The sequence below is a fragment of the Paenibacillus sp. B46(2026) genome, from assembly GCF_056786355.1.
On record NZ_CM165907.1, the window covers coordinates 3,868,273 to 3,887,101 of the forward strand.

The 18,829-nt window shown below is 44.2% G+C and carries 20 protein-coding genes; 3 read left to right on the forward strand and 17 right to left on the reverse strand.

Annotated features, from left to right (window positions below; genetic code table 11):
- Positions 1-47: 47 nt before the first annotated feature.
- Together AC1S8V_RS17185 and AC1S8V_RS17190 are read left to right on the forward strand one after the other, a co-directional pair.
- The gene (locus AC1S8V_RS17185; RefSeq protein WP_017688141.1) at positions 48-638 is read left to right on the forward strand and encodes an RNA polymerase sigma factor; all 591 of its coding nucleotides are present in this window, start codon (positions 48-50) and stop codon (positions 636-638) included.
- Positions 616-1,569 (forward strand): hypothetical protein, encoded by a 954-nt coding sequence (locus AC1S8V_RS17190; RefSeq protein ID WP_482070060.1) that lies wholly within the window; start codon positions 616-618, stop codon positions 1,567-1,569. The genes AC1S8V_RS17185 and AC1S8V_RS17190 overlap by 23 nt, the downstream gene beginning before the upstream one ends.
- A 2-nt stretch (positions 1,570-1,571) precedes the next feature.
- On the opposite strand, the gene AC1S8V_RS17195 is transcribed toward AC1S8V_RS17190, so the two are convergent.
- The 16 genes from AC1S8V_RS17195 to AC1S8V_RS17270 all read right to left on the reverse strand — a co-directional run bounded on the left by AC1S8V_RS17195 (position 1,572) and on the right by AC1S8V_RS17270 (position 17,720).
- Positions 1,572-2,084 (reverse strand): hypothetical protein, encoded by a 513-nt coding sequence (locus AC1S8V_RS17195; protein WP_482070061.1) that lies wholly within the window; start codon positions 2,082-2,084, stop codon positions 1,572-1,574.
- A 488-nt stretch (positions 2,085-2,572) separates the two neighbouring features.
- Complete coding sequence (locus AC1S8V_RS17200) at positions 2,573-3,865, reverse strand: hemolysin family protein (RefSeq protein WP_482070062.1); 1,293 nt, start codon at positions 3,863-3,865, stop codon at positions 2,573-2,575.
- Between the two features lie 411 nt (positions 3,866-4,276).
- Positions 4,277-5,857, reverse strand: a complete 1,581-nt coding sequence (locus tag AC1S8V_RS17205; protein WP_482070063.1) for a sigma-70 family RNA polymerase sigma factor — start codon at positions 5,855-5,857, stop codon at positions 4,277-4,279.
- 202 nt (positions 5,858-6,059) lie between these two features.
- Positions 6,060-6,518, reverse strand: a complete 459-nt coding sequence (gene gerQ, locus AC1S8V_RS17210) for a spore coat protein GerQ (RefSeq protein ID WP_036613981.1) — start codon at positions 6,516-6,518, stop codon at positions 6,060-6,062.
- Positions 6,519-6,593: 75 nt separating this feature from the next.
- Positions 6,594-7,016, reverse strand: coding sequence for a cell wall hydrolase (locus AC1S8V_RS17215; protein ID WP_482070064.1), 423 nt, complete (start codon positions 7,014-7,016; stop codon positions 6,594-6,596).
- A 159-nt stretch (positions 7,017-7,175) separates the two neighbouring features.
- Complete coding sequence (locus AC1S8V_RS17220) at positions 7,176-8,861, reverse strand: hypothetical protein (RefSeq protein ID WP_482070065.1); 1,686 nt, start codon at positions 8,859-8,861, stop codon at positions 7,176-7,178.
- A gap of 204 nt (positions 8,862-9,065) precedes the next feature.
- Positions 9,066-9,815 (reverse strand): glucose 1-dehydrogenase, encoded by a 750-nt coding sequence (locus tag AC1S8V_RS17225; RefSeq protein WP_145148304.1) that lies wholly within the window; start codon positions 9,813-9,815, stop codon positions 9,066-9,068.
- A 146-nt stretch (positions 9,816-9,961) separates the two neighbouring features.
- The gene (locus AC1S8V_RS17230; protein WP_482070066.1) at positions 9,962-10,354 is read right to left on the reverse strand and encodes a DUF2500 domain-containing protein; all 393 of its coding nucleotides are present in this window, start codon (positions 10,352-10,354) and stop codon (positions 9,962-9,964) included.
- Between the two features lie 349 nt (positions 10,355-10,703).
- A complete protein-coding gene (locus AC1S8V_RS17235; RefSeq protein ID WP_482070067.1) occupies positions 10,704-11,771 on the reverse strand; it encodes a collagen-like protein in 1,068 nt (355 codons plus the stop codon).
- Positions 11,772-12,088: 317 nt separating this feature from the next.
- Positions 12,089-12,682 carry a C39 family peptidase gene (locus AC1S8V_RS17240; RefSeq protein WP_482070068.1) on the reverse strand — a complete coding sequence of 198 codons (594 nt, stop codon included), beginning with the start codon at positions 12,680-12,682 and terminating at the stop codon, positions 12,089-12,091.
- Positions 12,683-12,892: 210 nt separating this feature from the next.
- Positions 12,893-13,381, reverse strand: a complete 489-nt coding sequence (locus AC1S8V_RS17245) for an AAA family ATPase (protein ID WP_482070069.1) — start codon at positions 13,379-13,381, stop codon at positions 12,893-12,895.
- A gap of 407 nt (positions 13,382-13,788) precedes the next feature.
- Positions 13,789-15,087, reverse strand: a complete 1,299-nt coding sequence (locus AC1S8V_RS17250; RefSeq protein WP_482069879.1) for an IS110 family RNA-guided transposase — start codon at positions 15,085-15,087, stop codon at positions 13,789-13,791.
- Positions 15,088-15,647: 560 nt separating this feature from the next.
- Positions 15,648-16,034: a dienelactone hydrolase family protein gene (locus AC1S8V_RS17255; protein WP_482074510.1), complete on the reverse strand. Its 387-nt coding sequence runs from the start codon at positions 16,032-16,034 to the stop codon at positions 15,648-15,650.
- 15 nt (positions 16,035-16,049) lie between these two features.
- Positions 16,050-16,580, reverse strand: a complete 531-nt coding sequence (locus AC1S8V_RS17260) for a hypothetical protein (protein WP_482070070.1) — start codon at positions 16,578-16,580, stop codon at positions 16,050-16,052.
- A gap of 225 nt (positions 16,581-16,805) precedes the next feature.
- Positions 16,806-17,414, reverse strand: coding sequence for a GNAT family N-acetyltransferase (locus AC1S8V_RS17265; protein WP_482070071.1), 609 nt, complete (start codon positions 17,412-17,414; stop codon positions 16,806-16,808).
- A 102-nt stretch (positions 17,415-17,516) separates the two neighbouring features.
- Positions 17,517-17,720, reverse strand: coding sequence for a helix-turn-helix domain-containing protein (locus tag AC1S8V_RS17270; RefSeq protein WP_482070072.1), 204 nt, complete (start codon positions 17,718-17,720; stop codon positions 17,517-17,519).
- Between the two features lie 171 nt (positions 17,721-17,891).
- On the opposite strand from AC1S8V_RS17270, the gene AC1S8V_RS17275 reads away from it, so the two are divergent.
- Positions 17,892-18,179 (forward strand): hypothetical protein, encoded by a 288-nt coding sequence (locus AC1S8V_RS17275; RefSeq protein WP_482070073.1) that lies wholly within the window; start codon positions 17,892-17,894, stop codon positions 18,177-18,179.
- Between the two features lie 305 nt (positions 18,180-18,484).
- Here AC1S8V_RS17275 and AC1S8V_RS17280 read toward each other — a convergent pair whose 3' ends face one another.
- The gene (locus AC1S8V_RS17280) at positions 18,485-18,694 is read right to left on the reverse strand and encodes a hypothetical protein (protein WP_482070074.1); all 210 of its coding nucleotides are present in this window, start codon (positions 18,692-18,694) and stop codon (positions 18,485-18,487) included.
- Positions 18,695-18,829 lie beyond the last annotated feature (135 nt).

Below are 18,829 nucleotides of genomic sequence, written 5' to 3' on the forward strand. Positions count from 1 at the left end.
GTAATGATACCAATGTTTGTGGATTGTTCACCAGAAAGGAGAACATCATGGCCAATCGGCTTCAGTTACTACTCGCCTCAGATTTCCATAATTTAGGCTCTGCACTTCAGGAAGAAGTGTATTATGAATATTATAATATGGTACATGGTCTTATCGTTTATATCATCAAGGAGCGTGCTGCAGCAGAAGATATTATTCAGGAAGCTTTTATCAAAATCATTAAAAACAAACCCATTTTCGAAGACGAGGTCAAACTGAAAGCCTGGCTCAAGGTCGTCACGCGGAACACAGCTATTAATTATCTGAGAAAAAATAAAAATAACCGTAACCAATTGGATACGGATAGTGTTTTTATAGATATGGAGACGATGAATCAGACGGCAGCTTCCGTGGAAAGCATGGTAGAAACGCAGATGATGGAAGAGTCCATTGAATATTATCTCAGACAGCTCAAACCGGAATATCGTGTACTGGTGGAGTTACGGTGGAAAAAAGGTCTCTCTTACCGAGAGATGGCCGAACTGCTGGATACCTCCGAAGACATTGTGAAGCAACGCTTGTTCAGAGCCCGTGGCAGTATCAAGAAGAAATTACATAAGGAATGGGGTGGAAGCATTGAGCAAAGGCAAGTCCGATAAGCACGTGGAACGATTCGATTCAGAGCTGGAAGATGAATATTTCGACGCTGCGTTTGACCTGGCTTTTGATGAAGCGTTCCATCAGGCCGTCTCTGCCCCTTCCGCCTCCCATACCGAATCCATGCAGCAATCCTGGCAGAAGGTACACAGGGAAATTAACAGAATCGGTTTACGTAAAAAAAGAATACGTACCTTACGACTTTCAGTTGTCGTAGCTGCGTCCGTGACCATCGGAGCCGTTATTTTCAGCCTGCCGTCCGGTACGCAAGCGGTATCCCCTTTTGTGCAATCCATCAAGGATTGGGGCAATGGCATGAAATCCATTATCATCGAGGATCGCACGACCCATCTGGGGGCTGATCCGTCAACAGCCAAAACGCCTCCACCACCGGAAACCAGCTTAGACGACATTCTTAAAGTACAAGAAGAAGAAGCTCTGAATACACCTTCGTATGAGTTATCGAGCCATCTGTTTCGTCCAGTACTTGTTACGGAAGAGATCGCACGCGAAGGGTTCATGGGTGACTTTCTGTTATCCAAGGCCATTCCCGAGAGATTCAACAAGGTCAAATTCGAACTCGTGCTCGATACTGAAAACCCTGTGAATCCAGACGATTATTATGAGTCCACACAAATGAGAGTTCAATATACCAGTGAAGGCAAGAGTATAGAGGATGAGATCATCCAGTTTGATTATGTCTATGTCATGCCTGGGGAAAAGATTGAAGGGGCCATGCTTCGTGATATGAGCACCGTAAAGCTGGCAGACGGCACGGAAGCACTGATGTATATCGGCCCACCCTATAACTCCTTTCAGTGGATGATGGGTTCCAACAATATGAGTCTGTTTGGCACCCTTTCGGAAGAAGAAATGACTGCTATTGCCAACGATTTTCAAGAGCAGAAGTTTCCCGGCAGCACCCGCCGATAAGATCAAAATAACACGGTGCCAGAGACATGTTTGCTTGTATCCGTGGTGCTTCCATCATACGCTGTATGAATACTGGTAACGCGATAATAATATCCTGGCATAACAGTCCAATCCGATGTGGCATTCAGTAAGTTTGTTTTCGTTGCATTATTGGAATTGGTTTTGAAAGTTACCCATGCTGTTCCTGTCCAGCGCTCCAATCGATAATCTACGGAAAGTGTCTTCACTTCCACATATGTCGTGGTCTTCGTATTGACGATGACGGACAGGCCTCCTCCAGGGATAATTGCACCGACCGCCTGATAGATATGTCCACGTTCGCGAGTGGTAGCAAGTGAATGGATGGATGGTTCCGGCGGCGGAGGGGGTGTAAGGGCACCAGAGGACACGTTGATAATTGGGCTTGCAACAGCTGGTTCGGACAAAGGTATAGTCAGGATTGTTGGCACCATTAACAAGGCGACAAGGGTTATTTTTAGTATAGATGCTGCACTCTTCGTTTTCATTTCCCGCATATTGATCCATCCTCCGCTTCTATACTTGAATTTGTGTAAGGGTATAAACGGACGAATCGGGTGACAGGTTTCAAAAAAAAAATTAGACGCTCCGATGTTTCTGTCGGCAGCGTCTTTTGTCTTTGCATGCATCTCCAGCATGGTTGAAACCCAAATTATTCCTGCCCGTATGTATTGGGTAATGTATGAAGGCATCGTCAGAGCTCCACTTCGAATGATCTACATATCGAAGTATCACGCACGTTCAAACGTCGGCTTGTTATCCTGATGAGTGTGCTTACCGTCGGGACCTTAATATATTTATTGGCTACAGCCCGAGAAAGCTGGATAAGTATGGGGATCGACCGCTATGTATTGCCCTGCTTGGTCACGGAGAATCGTTACGCAGATGTTGTCATTCACTCGCCCAAAGAATCATGAACATGCAAAAGAGCTGTACGATGACATTACGTCACCATACAGCTTCATTCATTACAATTTCGATCTGGCTAAGCGCCTTCCCCTTCAACCAACAGTTCCAGCTTAATCACATTGACACGAGAAATTCGCTTTTGCTCTGTCTCTTGAATGACAAATACATAACCACCATACTCAACCGATTGACCGACCTGGGGTGGAATCGCATCTACTCTAGAGTATAGCCAGCCTCCAATGGTATCGTAATCGGCACGATCCATCTCCAGTCCGAATCGTTCACTGACTTCTTCAATCAACATCAATCCATCAATGGAATATTCCATCTCATCCACTTGCTCGATAACAGGTCGCTCCTGATCGAACTCATCCTGAATCTCGCCTACAATCTCTTCCATGATATCTTCAAGTGTGACAAGCCCGGAAGTTCCCCCGTATTCATCAATCAGTATAGCAATCTGTGTCTTGCTACGTTGCATACGCTTGAGCAGATCACTGATCAGCGTGGTATCTGGCACAGCCAGAATAGGCCGGATCACGGAGATGGTATCCGTAAGTTGGGATCGCATCAGATCCTTAATGTGGATGAAGCCGATAATATGATCCTTGTCTCCGTTATATACCGGATACCGGGTTCTCATGCTTTCACTGGCAATCTCCAGATTCTCCAACATGGACTGATTGGCATTCAGGCAGATCATTTCCGTCCGCGGAATCATAATTTCACGGGCGGTTGTATCCGTAAAATCAAATATATTATCAACAAGTGCTAATTCAGTGTTGTCAATTAAACCGCTCTTATTGCTTTCTTTCATCAGAATACGTATTTCATCTTCGCTATGCGCATCGTCAACCTCCGAAGCAGGTGCCATTCGGAACATTCTCAGCAAGCCATTAGCCATACCGTTCAGTGCCCATATGAATGGATACATTAACTTATAAAAGAACGTTAGCAGGGCTGCAGACCACAGCGTGATTGTCTCAGACTTGCGAATCGCCATCGTCTTGGGAGCAAGTTCACCCAGTACAATATGCAAGATTGTAATAATCACAAATGCAATGGCAATGGAAATCCCATGTACATAGACCGGACCCAATCCCAATGCGGTAAACATAGGTTCTAAGAGGTGTGCAATCGCTGGTTCACCCAGCCACCCAAGTCCCAGTGATGCCAGAGTTATACCTAATTGGCAAGCAGACAAGTACGCATCCAGATTGCGTACGATATTGGAAGCATAGATGGCATTTTTGTTGCCTGTTTCCACCAAAGCCTCAATCCGGCTTCCACGAACCTTCACCATCGCGAATTCCGCCGACACAAAGAAACCATTCATTAATACCAGTAAACCAATTAATACTAAATTCATAATACTCGGTAAGGGGTCACTCAAATTGTCATCCTATTCGCCGTCATTCTTCGGCAAATAGGTCCACCTCCTTCGAAAATGTAGGATATTAGCCATTCTGCCGTTCATATGCAATTTCAACTTCCCAATGCTTCCACCTCCACCTTGTTCTGTCGAATAACAAAGATATGCTTCTTTTATTATATAATTCTACACTACACAGTCAATCCGTGTCCTATGACAACGAAATGGCACAAACGGCTTATTTCTTTTACAAAAGTCTCGATTACGCTGTTTTTTTAACATTTCGCAAACGATCATTTAACCAAACCAAAGAGAGTATCCTCGCCCATGCTCTGGGAATGGCTGGATACTCTCTTTTTTGTAATACTGTTATTTTCTCAGATTCTATCCGTTAATCACGATGTCGACTCAATCTCCATCAATCTCCACTACGGTCTCAGAAGCGGGATTCCAGCGCCAACGGGCTTGTCTGCCACCTTCAATATGCAACCCGCCGATCCATAACTCATCCTGCTTCAGCAGAGCCCCATCGACTTCTTCATCCAATACCTGAATGCCGAGTTCCGTCAGCGATAGGACTGCGTCACGGAATTCTTCATAATGCTGCATGAAATTGGGGAAAGTTGTTGCTCCAGTCATCTGAAGCAGGGCATGAGGTCCTTCTGTCATCCGCCTTAGATGTGCCCAAAATTCAAGATCACCCATCCCGAGAATATGCAGCTTGTCCCCTACCTCACGAAACAAAGGATACGGACGATCTATACCCGCTTTAATGGTCTCCAGTGTCGTCTGCTCAATGACCCCCAGGCCATTCGATACAGATGGTAGACGGGACAAGTGCGCCCTAAATGCAGCGTTCGCAAAGGGAAGCGCAGAGGTGTCTGCTTGCAAGTAATCCATATGATGCCGGATATCAGTTGACGTATAAGCTGCCCAGAACTGTGCACCTGCTTGTAGCTCGTCCGTGTTAATCACATGCCAGCTGCCAGACAGCCGTTCAATCTGTGTGGAGGTGAGCTGACCCAGTCCTCTAAAGTGCTCGATCTCTGGATATGAGTCAATACAGAGCAGATTCAGTTTCGTATTCTGAAGTGCTTGTCCTTTGAAATAATGTAATAAGTAAGATAACATCGTCTGATCATAGAGATCGTATTCGAACCATAAGACAATCTCCTTATGTTGTTGAAACGAATGCAACTTGCGTTCCAGTTCCTCGATCTGCAAATACTCCGTCTGTGGAATGCCCAACTGCCGCTCTAATACGGATGCCCGATTCTTCCGCTCCTTCGCATCTTCCATATCTTTGGCTACCGGACCGAACGTATACAACTCTCTCCACACCAGGATGTCTCCCTGAATTCCACTCTCTCTTAAACGTTTGGCGGCGTGATCCCCATTCATAATATGCAACATACCTTTTCCCCCTTCATACAAATCAGTAAACATAGAGACCAAATTCCTCACTGGCATTGAGCGCTTGAGTTTGGAACGTGCATCGAACAGTCGTTTCTTTAATGCAGGTACCTTGACTCCGAGGAAATCCGATATTTCCTTGAGCGAGTATCCCTCCAGATAAAACAGTTCGACAGCAATCCGCATCGATGATGGCAGTATTGCAATAGAATCACGCAGCGTAAGATGCATTTCGTTTTGCACCGCTTGTTCTTCTGGATTATGCGCCTGAGCCCCTTCATGGAATACATGCTCCAACTCCTGAACGGGAATCATGGTATGCTGCTTGCGTCTTAGCCAGCGATAACACTGCCTCTCCACGATCACCTTGAACCACCCAGGAAAAGCCTCCGGGGCCTCCAGCTTGGACAGATTGCCAAAGGCCTCAGTAAACGCCTCCTGCACGACATCTTCAGCCCAAAATGTATCTCCTAAACGATTGTAGGCAACAGCAAGAGCCATCCCGCGATATTGAGCCATCAGTTGTTCATAAGCTTCGGGTTCGCCTTTCATTGCTCCTTCAATCCATGACTTCAATGCTATGGACTCCCTTCATATATGCTTGCTGCTTGTTCTATTCATGTATAAGTGCCATGTTTTCAACCAAAGGTTACGTATGACTTAATCATTTATGTAAAAAGCCGTCCCTTCTGTGGAATATCTCCACATTCAGGACAGCCTGTAGTTCAGTATGTGTTATCCATATCATACATTAATCAAAATGATAAGGTGCCAATGATCATCTGCTTGGAGCTTGTGGGTAATTGCCTACCACGCCCGGATATTGATACAACAATGGCTCATCAAATGTAGCATAGTCGAAGTTGACCATCAACAGCATGATCCGTCTTCCTGTCTTCGGGTCGCTGATGATAATATGGTCACGGCCCGCTGCTTCAATGATACCTTGGAATATGCGAGCGTTCCACTCTTTGTTGCCTTCATATGTCATGTAGAACGTACCGAATTTTCCGAGATTCAGACGCAAAATATTCTCAATGTATGACTGCTCAAACTGTGGAGCCGTTGTCGTGATTACTGCTCCCGTTGGTGTCATTGGGCTTCCACTGGATACGAGTGGGGGTACACTTGTGGAGCTTGGCGATACCATCCCTGGCGTTGGTGACATGGCAGGCATTCCGTTACCGATTTTGTAAGACGTACCTTGAACCTGAGAATTGGCTTGTTGACCCAACACGGAATTCGCTTGCTGACCCAGTGTTTGAGTTGTTGGTTGATAAGGCTGATTAATCATGGTGATTCCTCCCCAAATTTAATATACTTCCGGACAGTCATCGCCTGTCGGACTGAAGAAACAATGCGCTTTGAAACGTCCTGTATTTTGCTGGTTATACCACGTTGGTGGACACTCGGCTACAGGTCGGAAGAACCACAATGAATTGCTGGCAGGCCAGAAACGCTCTCCATTGATCACCCGTTGTGCGAGACGAATCTCGGACTGTCTTGCCCGTTGGTAAAAGTAACCCTTCTGTGTTGACTCGTAGCCTCCTGGATTCTGGAATACCATACGATTGATATCGCGAATATCCTTAAAGTCCAGACAATCCACCAGCACCCGGTTCACACTTACATTGCCCACAAGCAACATACCCTGTTCGCCGTCACCTTCAGCCTCTGCCCTCATGAGCCTAGCCAATAACTTGACGTCCTCTGAGTTGGCTTTAATAACAGCCATAGTCTGTTACCTCCCTTGTTTCAGCTGTTCATCACCGTACATCGTATTGTGCAGGAGCCCATTCGGTGACACGATTCCATCTTTTTTCCATAAAAAAAAACCGGAACCTCACTCAAAGTGAAGTCCCGAAGCAAGTTAATTCTTATATTAGTCGCCTGTTCAAGGCCTGGCTTCAATCCAATAATCATAGGCATGAACAATGTTGCCTTTGTATGCCTGATATTCGGTCAGCAGATCAGGTAACTTGGCCAACTGGAACTCCATCTCAGCCGCACCCTTTTCATAAAATGAAATATGGTGACCTTCGTGGTTCTCTTTCATCTCTACTGAAATCAACAACTTCTTCCCCAGACGATCCGCGATCTCCATCTCTTGACTTACTACGGCAGCAATACCATTGGAACCTTCTGCATTGTTACGGAAAGCCATCAGCGACACGTGGTCAAGCGTGTTGATCATAAACTCCGTCACAGACATGTCTTTGCCTGGTAACGGGAAGGTATCCAGCCATACAGCAAGATCTGCGCTCGTTTCGAGATCACTGTCCTTCTTCGTCTCTTCCTGGAAAAATGTAATGTTGGCAGCCCATTCGGTCAACAAGGTGTCCCGACTATTCTCCCACTCCGGCAAGGTGTAAGGCTCAATATCCAGATGGATGCCTGCAAATTGTTCACTCGGCTCGGATTCAGCATTATAATTCTTCACATAATCAATCAAGCGCTGTATCCGTGGACGATTTTCCTTTTTGCCCCAGATCGGGTGTCCACCCATCGCATGTATTTCAATGCCTTGAGCTTTTGCCCGTTTCACAAAACTGCGGTAACTGGCATAAGGTTGGTCCAGATCCAAACGGACATACAACCAGTTAATATTCTGCTCTCTCGCAAACGCTAGTATGTGCTCTCCTCCGTCATTCGTCACCTGAGAGGCCTCCCAGATATATGTTCCCCGAATCTCTGGCTGATTGGATGGAATCTCCGGTAATGGCAGTTCTGTCGGCTCCAATTGTCCCCAGTATACAATGTCATGTACAGCTGAACCGGCATAGGAAGTATGCTCGCCAAATGCGGATGCAACTTCTCCAATGGCAGCTTCCAATTGCGTTGCACCTTTACCGGCAAATGTCGTGAACTCTTCACCAGGCATCGGTTTGGTGTTTAAACCCACTGTGACTCTCGTGTTGCTCGCTTCTGCCCAGTTCATTTCCTGTTGAATTAAACGAATGATACCATTGTTACCTTGCGCGTTATCACGGTAAGCCAGTAAAGTGACATGATCCACTCGTTCAATGAACCAACGTGACAATGGTTCGTTATCTGCATCCTCAGAAACTCTATTTCCTGTAACGGTATAGGAATCCAGCCAAAATGGCAGGTCAATATTCACTGCAACTGCGCCATCCTGTCTCACTTGCTCAAATAACAGATTCATATTGGCTACCCAGGATTGTACCAGTGGCTTGGCATCTTCTTTCCAGGCTGGTAACACATAGGGCTTGATATCCAGATGTATGGCCTCAAATCGCTCATTGGACTCCGCAGCCTGATTGTAGTCACTTACCCACGAGGCTAACCTGAGCATGGGACCTTCACGGCCATTGACCGCCCAGGATGGATCGCCACCCAGAGCTTCAACTGCAATACCCGCACGGCTTGCTTTGGATATAAACGTCTGGTATACCTCCTTGGGCAGTGTCATGTCCACATTCACGTACAGCCTGTTTATCTTATGTTTAGCTGCATTGGCCAACAGCTCGTCTCCGTTGCTAACAGACTGTGCCTGCCATACCCAGGCCGCCCGTATATCCGCGCCGTCAGCTTCAGCAGGTGACTCATTCCCTATCATTATCATCCCTCCGATCAGCAGTAACAGCCAAAATACTTTCCGGGATTGTTTCCCGAACATATACTCCCTCCATTCCTCTACTGTTGTAAAATCACATTTATTATAGCAATCGAGTTATTAAAAACAAATAAGCCCAAGTGCTTAACTTGGGCTTATTACTCTTAAGTTGGGACACTGTAGGGCTCGCCCGACTCAATCCCGGTTCTAGTCCTCATATATCATTTTTCGGGTCATGCCTCCATCAATAACGAGGTTAGTCCCTGTGACAAAGGTATTGCTTGGGTCAGATAAATATAGACAAGCACGGGAGATATCCGAAGGAACACCCACACGACCGGATGGATGCTGTTCATGATCCTCCTTTTTCAATTTCTCCACGTCACCTGTCTCAATCCATCCCGGACTGATACAATTGACCCGAATTTGGTCCTTGCCCAGTGAGACCGCCAGCGCATGCGTCAGAGCTACAATCGCTCCTTTGGATGCAGCATAGGCTTCGGTATCCGGCTCAGACATCAGCGCACGGGTAGAAGCCATGTTGATAATGGCACCCCCGTGTTCATTGCTTTTCATATGTTTGGCAGCTTCCCGACTCGCCAAAAAGCAACTTCTCACATTGGTATTGAGCACATCGTCCCATTCTTCCAGCGTTAGCTCATAGGGTGATTTCCATTTGGCAAGTCCTGCGTTATTTACCAGTACATCGATTTGCTTGAATTCCTCCACGGTGGTTCGAAAAAGATTCGTAATATCCTGCTCGCTCCGAACATCACATTGAACAAAGATGGCTTCTCCACCTTCATTACGAATGGAAGCTGCGGCTGCCGCACCCTCTGCTTCTTTGTTGTCGGCAAGTACAACTTTGGCCCCAGCGACCGCATAAGCCTCAGCCACACTTCGTCCTATTCCCTGAGCGGCGCCAGTTACAACAACGACCTGATCTGTAAATGACATATTGATTGCCTCCTCTACGGTAATGATCCTTTGATCATAATCTCATTAAGCCTCTTCTTATATAAAAACACGTTAGCCCCATTAAGAAACGCTTGTCCAGTAAATAATCAAAAAAAGCTCACGCCATCCTGGCGCAAGCTGCCGGTTTAACCGCGTAGGCGTTCGGAATATAAGCGATTATTTCTCTCGAAGCCTATGTAACGTGTTCCTTTGAACGAGAGCCGTCCTTCATCCCCCTCAGCGCACAAACCATACTCTTCGCCATTGACTTTGAATTCGAGCCGATCTCCACTCTCCACTTCAAAGGTGACGTAATATAATGTTCGTGCTGTACTGCCTGGTTCAGATTGCGACTGACTCATCTTCATCCGTCTGCTGGTGATTCGTGAAGGTACGGTCAATAGCGGCTCCGAGTTGTTGCGTCCCCACCTCCATACCTCTTTTCCCATCGACAGAAGGACTATACCTATAATCAGAACAAATACAACCGGAAAGACGGTTCCAAACAAATCAAACATCCAGGATGATTCAATACCCATGTCTCTCCCTCCGTTCATACAACTTAGGACAGCCGGAGTCTTGACCCGTCTCCTGTAATGTATATGCGGAGGTACACAGAACTTGTTAACCGGATTAAATATTTGAGCAACAAAAATCTAAGAAAGAATGAATACGGTGCTCTTCGTTGGATGACTCTATTCCTCTAGCGGAACATTACCGATATTATTTTTGGTCATCGTATATAACCAGGTTATGTACAACATCAGCTCCAACTGAGATAACAGCCTCGAGTAATGCACTGCTATCTCAGTTCAAGCAAACCCATGTTACCATTATGGATGCATATTTAATAAAGCTGAGGACAATTAGCCTAGCCTGTTAACGGATTCATGCTAATTGTGTGATCACAAGATGTGCCGATACAGGTCTTGTTCCGCCCGCAAGTGGCGTGATTGTTAATGCAGTAGCATTACCAGCCGGGTTCCGAACGGTCAGAATAGAATTAATCACGGTTGTCTGCACCAAAGCCATACCAACAATCTGAGACGTTCCTGTTGCTCGCCCAACTACTGTGGGTGCCAAATCTGCCCCATTGAGAGTTAAGATTAATTGACCCGCTTCATCGATGCTAACTTGGAACAAAATCTGATACGTACCAATGGCTGCCAGATTGAATGAACTAGGCCCCGTTCGTGCGATAGTCGTTCCACTTGTCGGCCCATCCTGAGGAAAGCTTACATCAGTACCGGGAGCAACCGTTGCAGCATTATCAGGCGGCATCAGTGCGAAAAAGTCAGCGAATCCAAGTACGCTTCCGGCTGCTCCTGTTGCACCTGTAGCTCCCGTTGCTCCAGCGGGACCAGCTACTCCGGTCGCACCTGTCGGGCCTGCCGGGCCTACTGCTCCAGCGGGACCTACCGCTCCTACTGCACCAGCGGGGCCTGCCGGACCTGCTGCTCCAGCGGGACCTACTGCTCCTGTCGCACCCGTCGGGCCAACAGCTCCAGCGGGGCCGGGGAAACCTTGTGGTCCGATGGCTCCGGCAGGACCTGGGTTACCTTGCGGACCTTGTGGCCCCACAGCCCCCGCTTCTCCCGGAATCCCCTGAGCCCCCATGGGTCCAGCGGGTCCGACCGGACCTTGAGAGCCTACCGCTCCAGCAGGACCAGGCTGTCCCTGAGGTCCTTGTGGTCCAGGTGGCCCCCCCGCTGGTCCTTGAGCTCCAGGTGGTCCTTCAACCCCTTGTTTACCTTGGATACCCTGTACGCCTTGTATACCTTGTGGTCCTGTTGGGCCAACAACAGTAGGGGTAGATATATTCACTTCTGGTGGCGGACATTTTACTTGAACGAACTTTTTAACCACTTTCAATCGGCGTTCTTTTCTTTTAACTTTGCACGGATATACTGTTGCCTTTTTTCTCTTCATGCGCTTCTTCACTTCTGAATGACTCACAGTGTGGACACCTCCCTATAGACATGGTTTAACGTACGTATGTAGATGAAAAGATGCGTGGACGAACAACCATTTTAATTAAAAAACTCCGCTGATTATCAGGGAAAACAAGAAAATCAGTAGCAACTGCCTATATGTTTGATCTATTTTGTTCATAACCATCGATTCAAGCGAGTTGGTTTACGTGAGGAGACTTGTTCACAAAAAAACTCATGCCATTTGGGCATGAGTTTCATGATTTAACCACGCAGACGTTCCGAATAAAGCAGATTAGTTCGTTCAAAGCAAATATATCATGTCCCTTGAAAGAGGGCGTCTTAAATCTGCATCGGGTGTACGACGATATAGGAGTTTTGACAAAAAGGTAACCACGACCTCCATAACATGTTGAGTTCACTTATACTGAGTTTTCGATTGTAATATTCTTCATCACAATTAATCTTGTGATCTAACGATTCGGCCAAGTAAAAATGCGTTTCATCATAGCCAACGACGGGAACAAAATGCAAATAACGTTGTTTGGTATGTACTCTAATAAATATAATAACAGGCACCCCTTGGCTGATCTGTTTCTTCAACCTAGTCACATTTCCACGTAAGTACATTGCCTGATATCCAAGCCTCCTGAAAAAAACAACGACCGCTTTGGGATATACGGTTCCATCTAGTAATTTACGAGGATAGGTCTCATAAAGCTTTGTTCCGTTGGACTCCAAACCGAAATGTCTCAAGACGAACGCACTGGAAAATGCAGCGCATTCATAATTCTTTTGAATATCCAGTTGATTGGAAGATTGAATGTAATATGTGCTTGGCACATTGACTGTGTACATGCGATCTTTCTTAGGGAAACTGAAATAAAGGGAGATCACCCAGAGAATGATCAACCAAAGTAATACATTGAGAAACAATACGTGACCCCCTTCGCTTCATCAGATGATGTTATTTTCTACCGTTTAAGTATCCCATTCACCAGATAATAGACTGTAAGTCACTATACAACTCATCTCTATCTCGAGATTGGATCAGCTTTAATACAATAGATTCACTCACTTGAAAAGGTAGCATCATGTTCCTCCCACTCAATCTAACTATGAGGCTATTTTAGGTGTTCATTCTGGTCACCAGTTCTTTAAGATCCATTCTTTAATTTGTTCAGCTACTTCTTCTGTTGAGAATTCTGACGTATCTATAGTTTGCATTGCTGGTTCAAATGCAGTTTGCGAATTTTGGATTAACCAATTCGCAAAATACTTATGATCTTGAATCAGGTTATCTTCCCAACCCCTGGCTTTTAATCTTGCTTCCCGAATAGCATCATTGCAATGTAAGTTCATATATAGAATCCGATTAAATCGATCTATGTAATCAGAAGATTCAATGTTTTCCGGCACCATCGTTCCACATAAAACAGTCCCTCGTCCACTTAGCGATATGCTATATGCAATTCTCAACCAATTCTCTTTGGCAATTTGCCAATCCACATTATCGATGATATCCATATCAAACACGTCAAAATCCGGAAGTAGCTTGCGCAGATGTGATGAGACCGTTGTTTTCCCTGTTCCACTGGCGCCGGTCACTACAAATAAAGGTAACTTATGATTCATTGATGTTCCTCCCACTAAAAAGTAATGTTTTCGCCTGTTTTCTCTCTCATTCTTAGATTTACAACTTCGACATCTCAGGGTAATGGAAGGAGATTGGTTTAGAACCATATTTTTCTGAAAAGGCCGGTGACGGGAACAGGGCTTGGACTCGATTTTCCAAACTGTGGATGATACGTATGATCGCACAGTGGATCTCCACATCTTCCCTTGGGGTTTACCCTCCCATGTCACGCTGGGTCGTTGCCCTTACATTCCTTCGTTCTACCTGCCAAGGGGTGGAGGCCGATTCTCGCTCCTATACGGGGTCATTGCCCTTATGGTTTATTCAACTTCGGCTTCTCCGGTGCTTCATTTGTCAAGTTGTATATCTGATGTTGAGATGAGGTTCAGGTAGTATTGGTTTGAATTTAAGCTGCGTTCTGTTGTAGCTGTTTTTGTCGTACAGGTCCAAGAACATCGTTTGCATGATATGCGATTTGCTTTGTCCCCAGCGTGTGCAAGACGCGTATCAGTTTGCCACACAGCGCAATAAGGGACTGCTTTTTCTTCAATGGATTTTGACTTCGTGTTGTGAAATACCTGTGAAGCGCCTTGAATTCCTCATTCTTAGCTACCATTGGCATGACGCAACGGAACAACAAGGCTCGGAGCCTGGAGCGTCCGCGCTTGGTGATGCCCGTTTTACCCTTCCGTTTACCGGAACTATTTTCTTTTAAATTCAAGCCCGCCAACCGGATGATTTGTTGTCCGTGGTCGTAATGACTCAGATCGCCAACCTCAGCCAGAAATCCTGCAACGGTAACCGCGCCAACGCCTGGTATATTCAACATCTGCGTTGTTCCCGGGATCTCACTCAAGATGTCCATGACCTGATTCATGGTCATTTCCACCTGTTTAGAGAAAAGCTCAAACTGGTCGAGCAAGCTCAGAAGCTCCAGTCTCGCAGCTCGTAACCCTTCGGTAAGCCCGATGGATGTCCCGGCTGTCGCAAAGAGCTTTTCCGCTCTCTTGATACCGACTCCGCGCTTCACTTCCGTTTTCCAGTGTGCGAGAACGCCTCTGGCGCCTGTAGAGACGATCTCTTCCGGTGTCGGAAACTGGCGCATGGTCATTAGCGAAGCTTTGCCTTCCCAGTCCTTAAACACGCTGAGATACTCAGGGAAATAGCGGTCGATCCAGTTATGCACGCGGGCCTTCACTTGATTCAAACTCACCATAACCTTTTCACGAAAATTCATGAGAATCCGTAATTCGGCGTATTCCATCGTCGGTAGTTTAGGCTCAGAGTACTTCCCATTGCGTATGAGGTCTGCGATTACCTTGGCATCCTTATAGTCGCTCTTCGTCGGGGAGTTATCCTCAAGTTCCTTGCTCTTGTTTACGTGATGCGGGTTCACAATGACGACCTTTATATCTCGAGCTTCCAGAAAAGCAGCTAGCGGAAACCAGTAGTGCCCGGTAGGCTCGATTCCGAAAACAATGTCCGTTTTCAAATGAACCTCCTGAAGTTCTTTCATCCATGTTACTAGCTTCGTTAACCCTTCCTTATTGTTGTGGAACACGCAGTCTTTTCCTAATTCAATGCCGCGGAAATCTACCGCTCTAGCTACGTGAATCTTTTTGGCAATGTCTGCTCCTATGACTAGCGTACCTTCCGTAATTCGCGTAATACGTTGATTCTGTTTCTGTTTCATCTTATACTTCATTTGTGCGCCTCTTTTCGTATGTGGGTATTGTTCTTGTCCGGAACAACGATTCCCAGTATACTAGAGGCGCATTTTTCATTCAAAACTCAAATTACTTCATTACAGGAATAGCTCCTATAAAAAATCAGCGATTAATACGGTTGTTTCATCTAACGTTTCTGTATTCTTGAAACCAAAAAGGGTTGTCTGCTGAAATTCTCTCGAGATTCAGCAGCCCAAAACTCCGTAAGGAGCCGTTGCTAAAATATTATTTTATGAAATGTCGAATTACTCTTACTCTTCATTGCTTTCACTTTCGAATTTCTTTTCTTGATTCTGTTTAAACGTTCTCCCGTTAGCATCTATCCACTCTACAGGGCCTGCTGCTTGACGACCTCAATTGTTCTAGGTCCTGTTTCTGAACCGTCTACAAGAAATATAGTTAGTTTTTTCCCCACTTTTGTTTCTCCTTTAATTTGATTTCTCATAACGTTGTTGTATTTCTGACGTCGCTCCCCTTTAAGTTTGCATTTGTGTCCGGGCAGCTGCTTCTTCGCCTCCTACTTCCGGACCAAGGGGAGTCACCCCCGCAGCGTGAATGCGTTGTTATCGAATACATTAAATGATTTTTCATGACTTGCGAAAAATAACAAGATAGCACAACTTGGTTCTACCTCTACATAATTTCTAATTCTCGATCCATAAAATCCAATAATTCCATCAACTCCATACTCGCTACTTATCCATGAAATAGTTGCACCTATACTAAATCCAATAATAAAGATATGTTCATACTTCTCTCTATTTAGATTTACTATTTTTAAAACTTCATTTAATGCTCTGGTAAATCCAATTTCTTGAATAAAATAATGATATGCTTTATCTTCTTCATCATAAGAAAATAATTTCCCATCAATTAGATTTGGACTTAGTACATCAAAACCTTCTTCAATCAACTTACCCTCAATATGTTGCTGGAAACATCATTGGATTAACTTACTAAGTTCTTCTCTAATCTCACCATTTAAACCCTTGTTCTTCAATAAATCTCTTATTAAATGTATATCTGCAATTTCTTTATGAGTTTCTAAGTAACCTAAAATTAATTTCGATTTCTCTTCTCTTCCCATTAAATAATAGGCCACATACCAGATTTCAGGACTCGATACCTTTATTCCATCCCATTCTCTATTTTGAATAGGTGATGTAGGTAATTGAACTACTTCTCCTTCAGCGTAAAAAGCAAATCTCCCAATTATATCTATTCTTAATGACGTAATATGTATTCTATATTCACTTGCAAAAGGGTAGTCTCCACCATCCAGTTCTATCCAATCATATCCATCTACAGCCTCAAGCAATATATCTTTGGGACACTCGACCATGAGATCCCAATCATTGACTACATCTGTTAAATTTAAATAATATAACAATCCACTCCCACCAAGTGAATAAGTTATTTCATTCTCTTCAATCCTTCTAATAATTGGTAAAATTTCTTGATGATCTATCATGGTCTACCCTCCTAGTATATTTGCCCCAATTGCTTATAACGTTCCTTTGTTCAAGACGTCCATCCCCTTTAGATAGCTCTTATCATAGGGAGATGGATGTGTCTGCTTGATTCGACTTCACAGAGATATCACGGGCAGACTAAGGAGCGTGATCCCCATTGCGGGAACATGATGTTATACGATGAACCTCTTCTTCAATTTAACCTCGTATATTCTGAAATTTTGTCAAGTAGTCCACTTGCTTTGGCATAAGACTACAGATGTCTCAATTTGTCTTTCTGGAACATTCCAATATGTATTTAATAACTTTTTCTTCTCATCAGGTGAAACAAGTTTAAAGCCATTCTTTAAGTAAAATTTCTTAGCCCATTCAGCCGAGTCCCATGTTCCGATTAAGATCGGTTTATCTGTTAAAGCCACCAGATGAGACAAAAGCTTTGTACCTATTCCACTTTTCCGTTGGTTTGTTCGAACATACGCGTGTCTAATTAAAGATACATCACCCTTATCTTGAATTCCCATAACTCCCAACAATGTATTATTTTTTTCAAACCCCCAAAATACTACACCATCGTTCATTTCATACTTCAGTTCATCCAAAGTCATGTAGGGTTCATGATACCTATCATCAGGAATTACTCCCTTGTATGCCTCTGCTGCATCATTAATAATCTGATACATCACATCCGTATCCATGCTTTTACACAATCTTATCATGAAATAAGCCTCCTTATGGTTGATAATATGCTTTTTGATTTTAGGTGGTTTCGTATAACGTTGTTGTGTTCCAGACGCCCAGCGTATGCTGGGTGTGTCTGCTGAATCTGCTTCCACGAAATCCATCCGTAGACCAAGGCTCTATAAGGACCCGAAGCTTAAATATTATGTTATACGACGGAATCTCATCTTTGAGTAACCAACAGATTTCTCATCCCATTATTGGTCTGTTACATGTTCCAAAAGATCTCCAGGCTGGCATCCCAATGCCGTACATAATTTATCAATTACCTCTAACGATACATACTCATTCGTATTGAGCTTTGCCATCGTTGCCGATGAAATCCCCGTCATTTTTAATAACTCTTGTTTCTTAATCTCCCTGTCAATCAATAATTTTTGAAATGGTTTATAACTTATCATCTGGTACTCCTTCATATCCGAAATGAATTTTTCTTTAATTATATGAAAGTATATTTTCTTTATCAAAAATATCTTTGACATGTTTTGAATATAATTTTCATTATGATAAAATAATATTCAACAAGTTAAATTTTTGTTCGTAAAATAAAACATAACGGATGGTGATCACTCATGCACAATTCTTTAGAAGTCTTACTCGATTCGTTGATACGTAATCGAATTGAAGCTTTATATAGCGATCTTCTCAAAAACAACTCCATCTATAAACAATTCTCCTCCGATCGGAATCTTTACTTCAAACAGTTACATGAGCTTTTACCTCAGGATATGCATAAAACTCTATTTCTTTACGATGACGCAGACCTTTCTGTTCATACCATATTAGAACGTGAAATCTACTTACAAGGGTTTAAGGATGCTCTTCAATTACATAATGAATTAAATATATCATCTAATTAAGAGCCAAACGGCTCTCTTTTCATTTGAGTCTGTCGGATCACATTTAATTTACTCACTTCTTAACTACACAATCTGAGTGAAATACCTGAATTATATATATGATAACCCAAACTGCTATATTTGCGAAGTAATATTAAGAGCACATACATTCAATCCAATCAGCCTATTTGTCTCAGGTTTTCAAATTTCTATTTCACCAGATGCTAACCAGGGCAGATCCAAAATTTTAGCAAAGCTAAAAACAAACATATATCCAAATCAAAAAAAGAACCCTCCCGCAGGAGCGTTCTTCGTGAATGATTAACTTACGCGTACATCATATCCATAAACCCGCGAGTTAAGTCTCCACCTTCGGCTGGTTCGGGCTGGTCTGCCTGTGCGTGTTCTGCCATGCAAGCCTTCACCGCTTCCTCTGTCGTACAACGATTGGCATCGTCACATGTGTAGCATAATTGAAGCATATATCTGGTTAATTCATCCGCCTGCGTGAATTGAGTCTGACCGTTGGTTCTCATCTTCATCACTCCTTCTCTTGTTGAGTTAAATATATCACCTTCTAGCGGATTTATTTGTGATTTATTTCACAAACTAAGCAAAAAAGAAAAGGATCCTTCCGGCTCCTCTCCTTTCTCTAGCTATTCACATTTAAA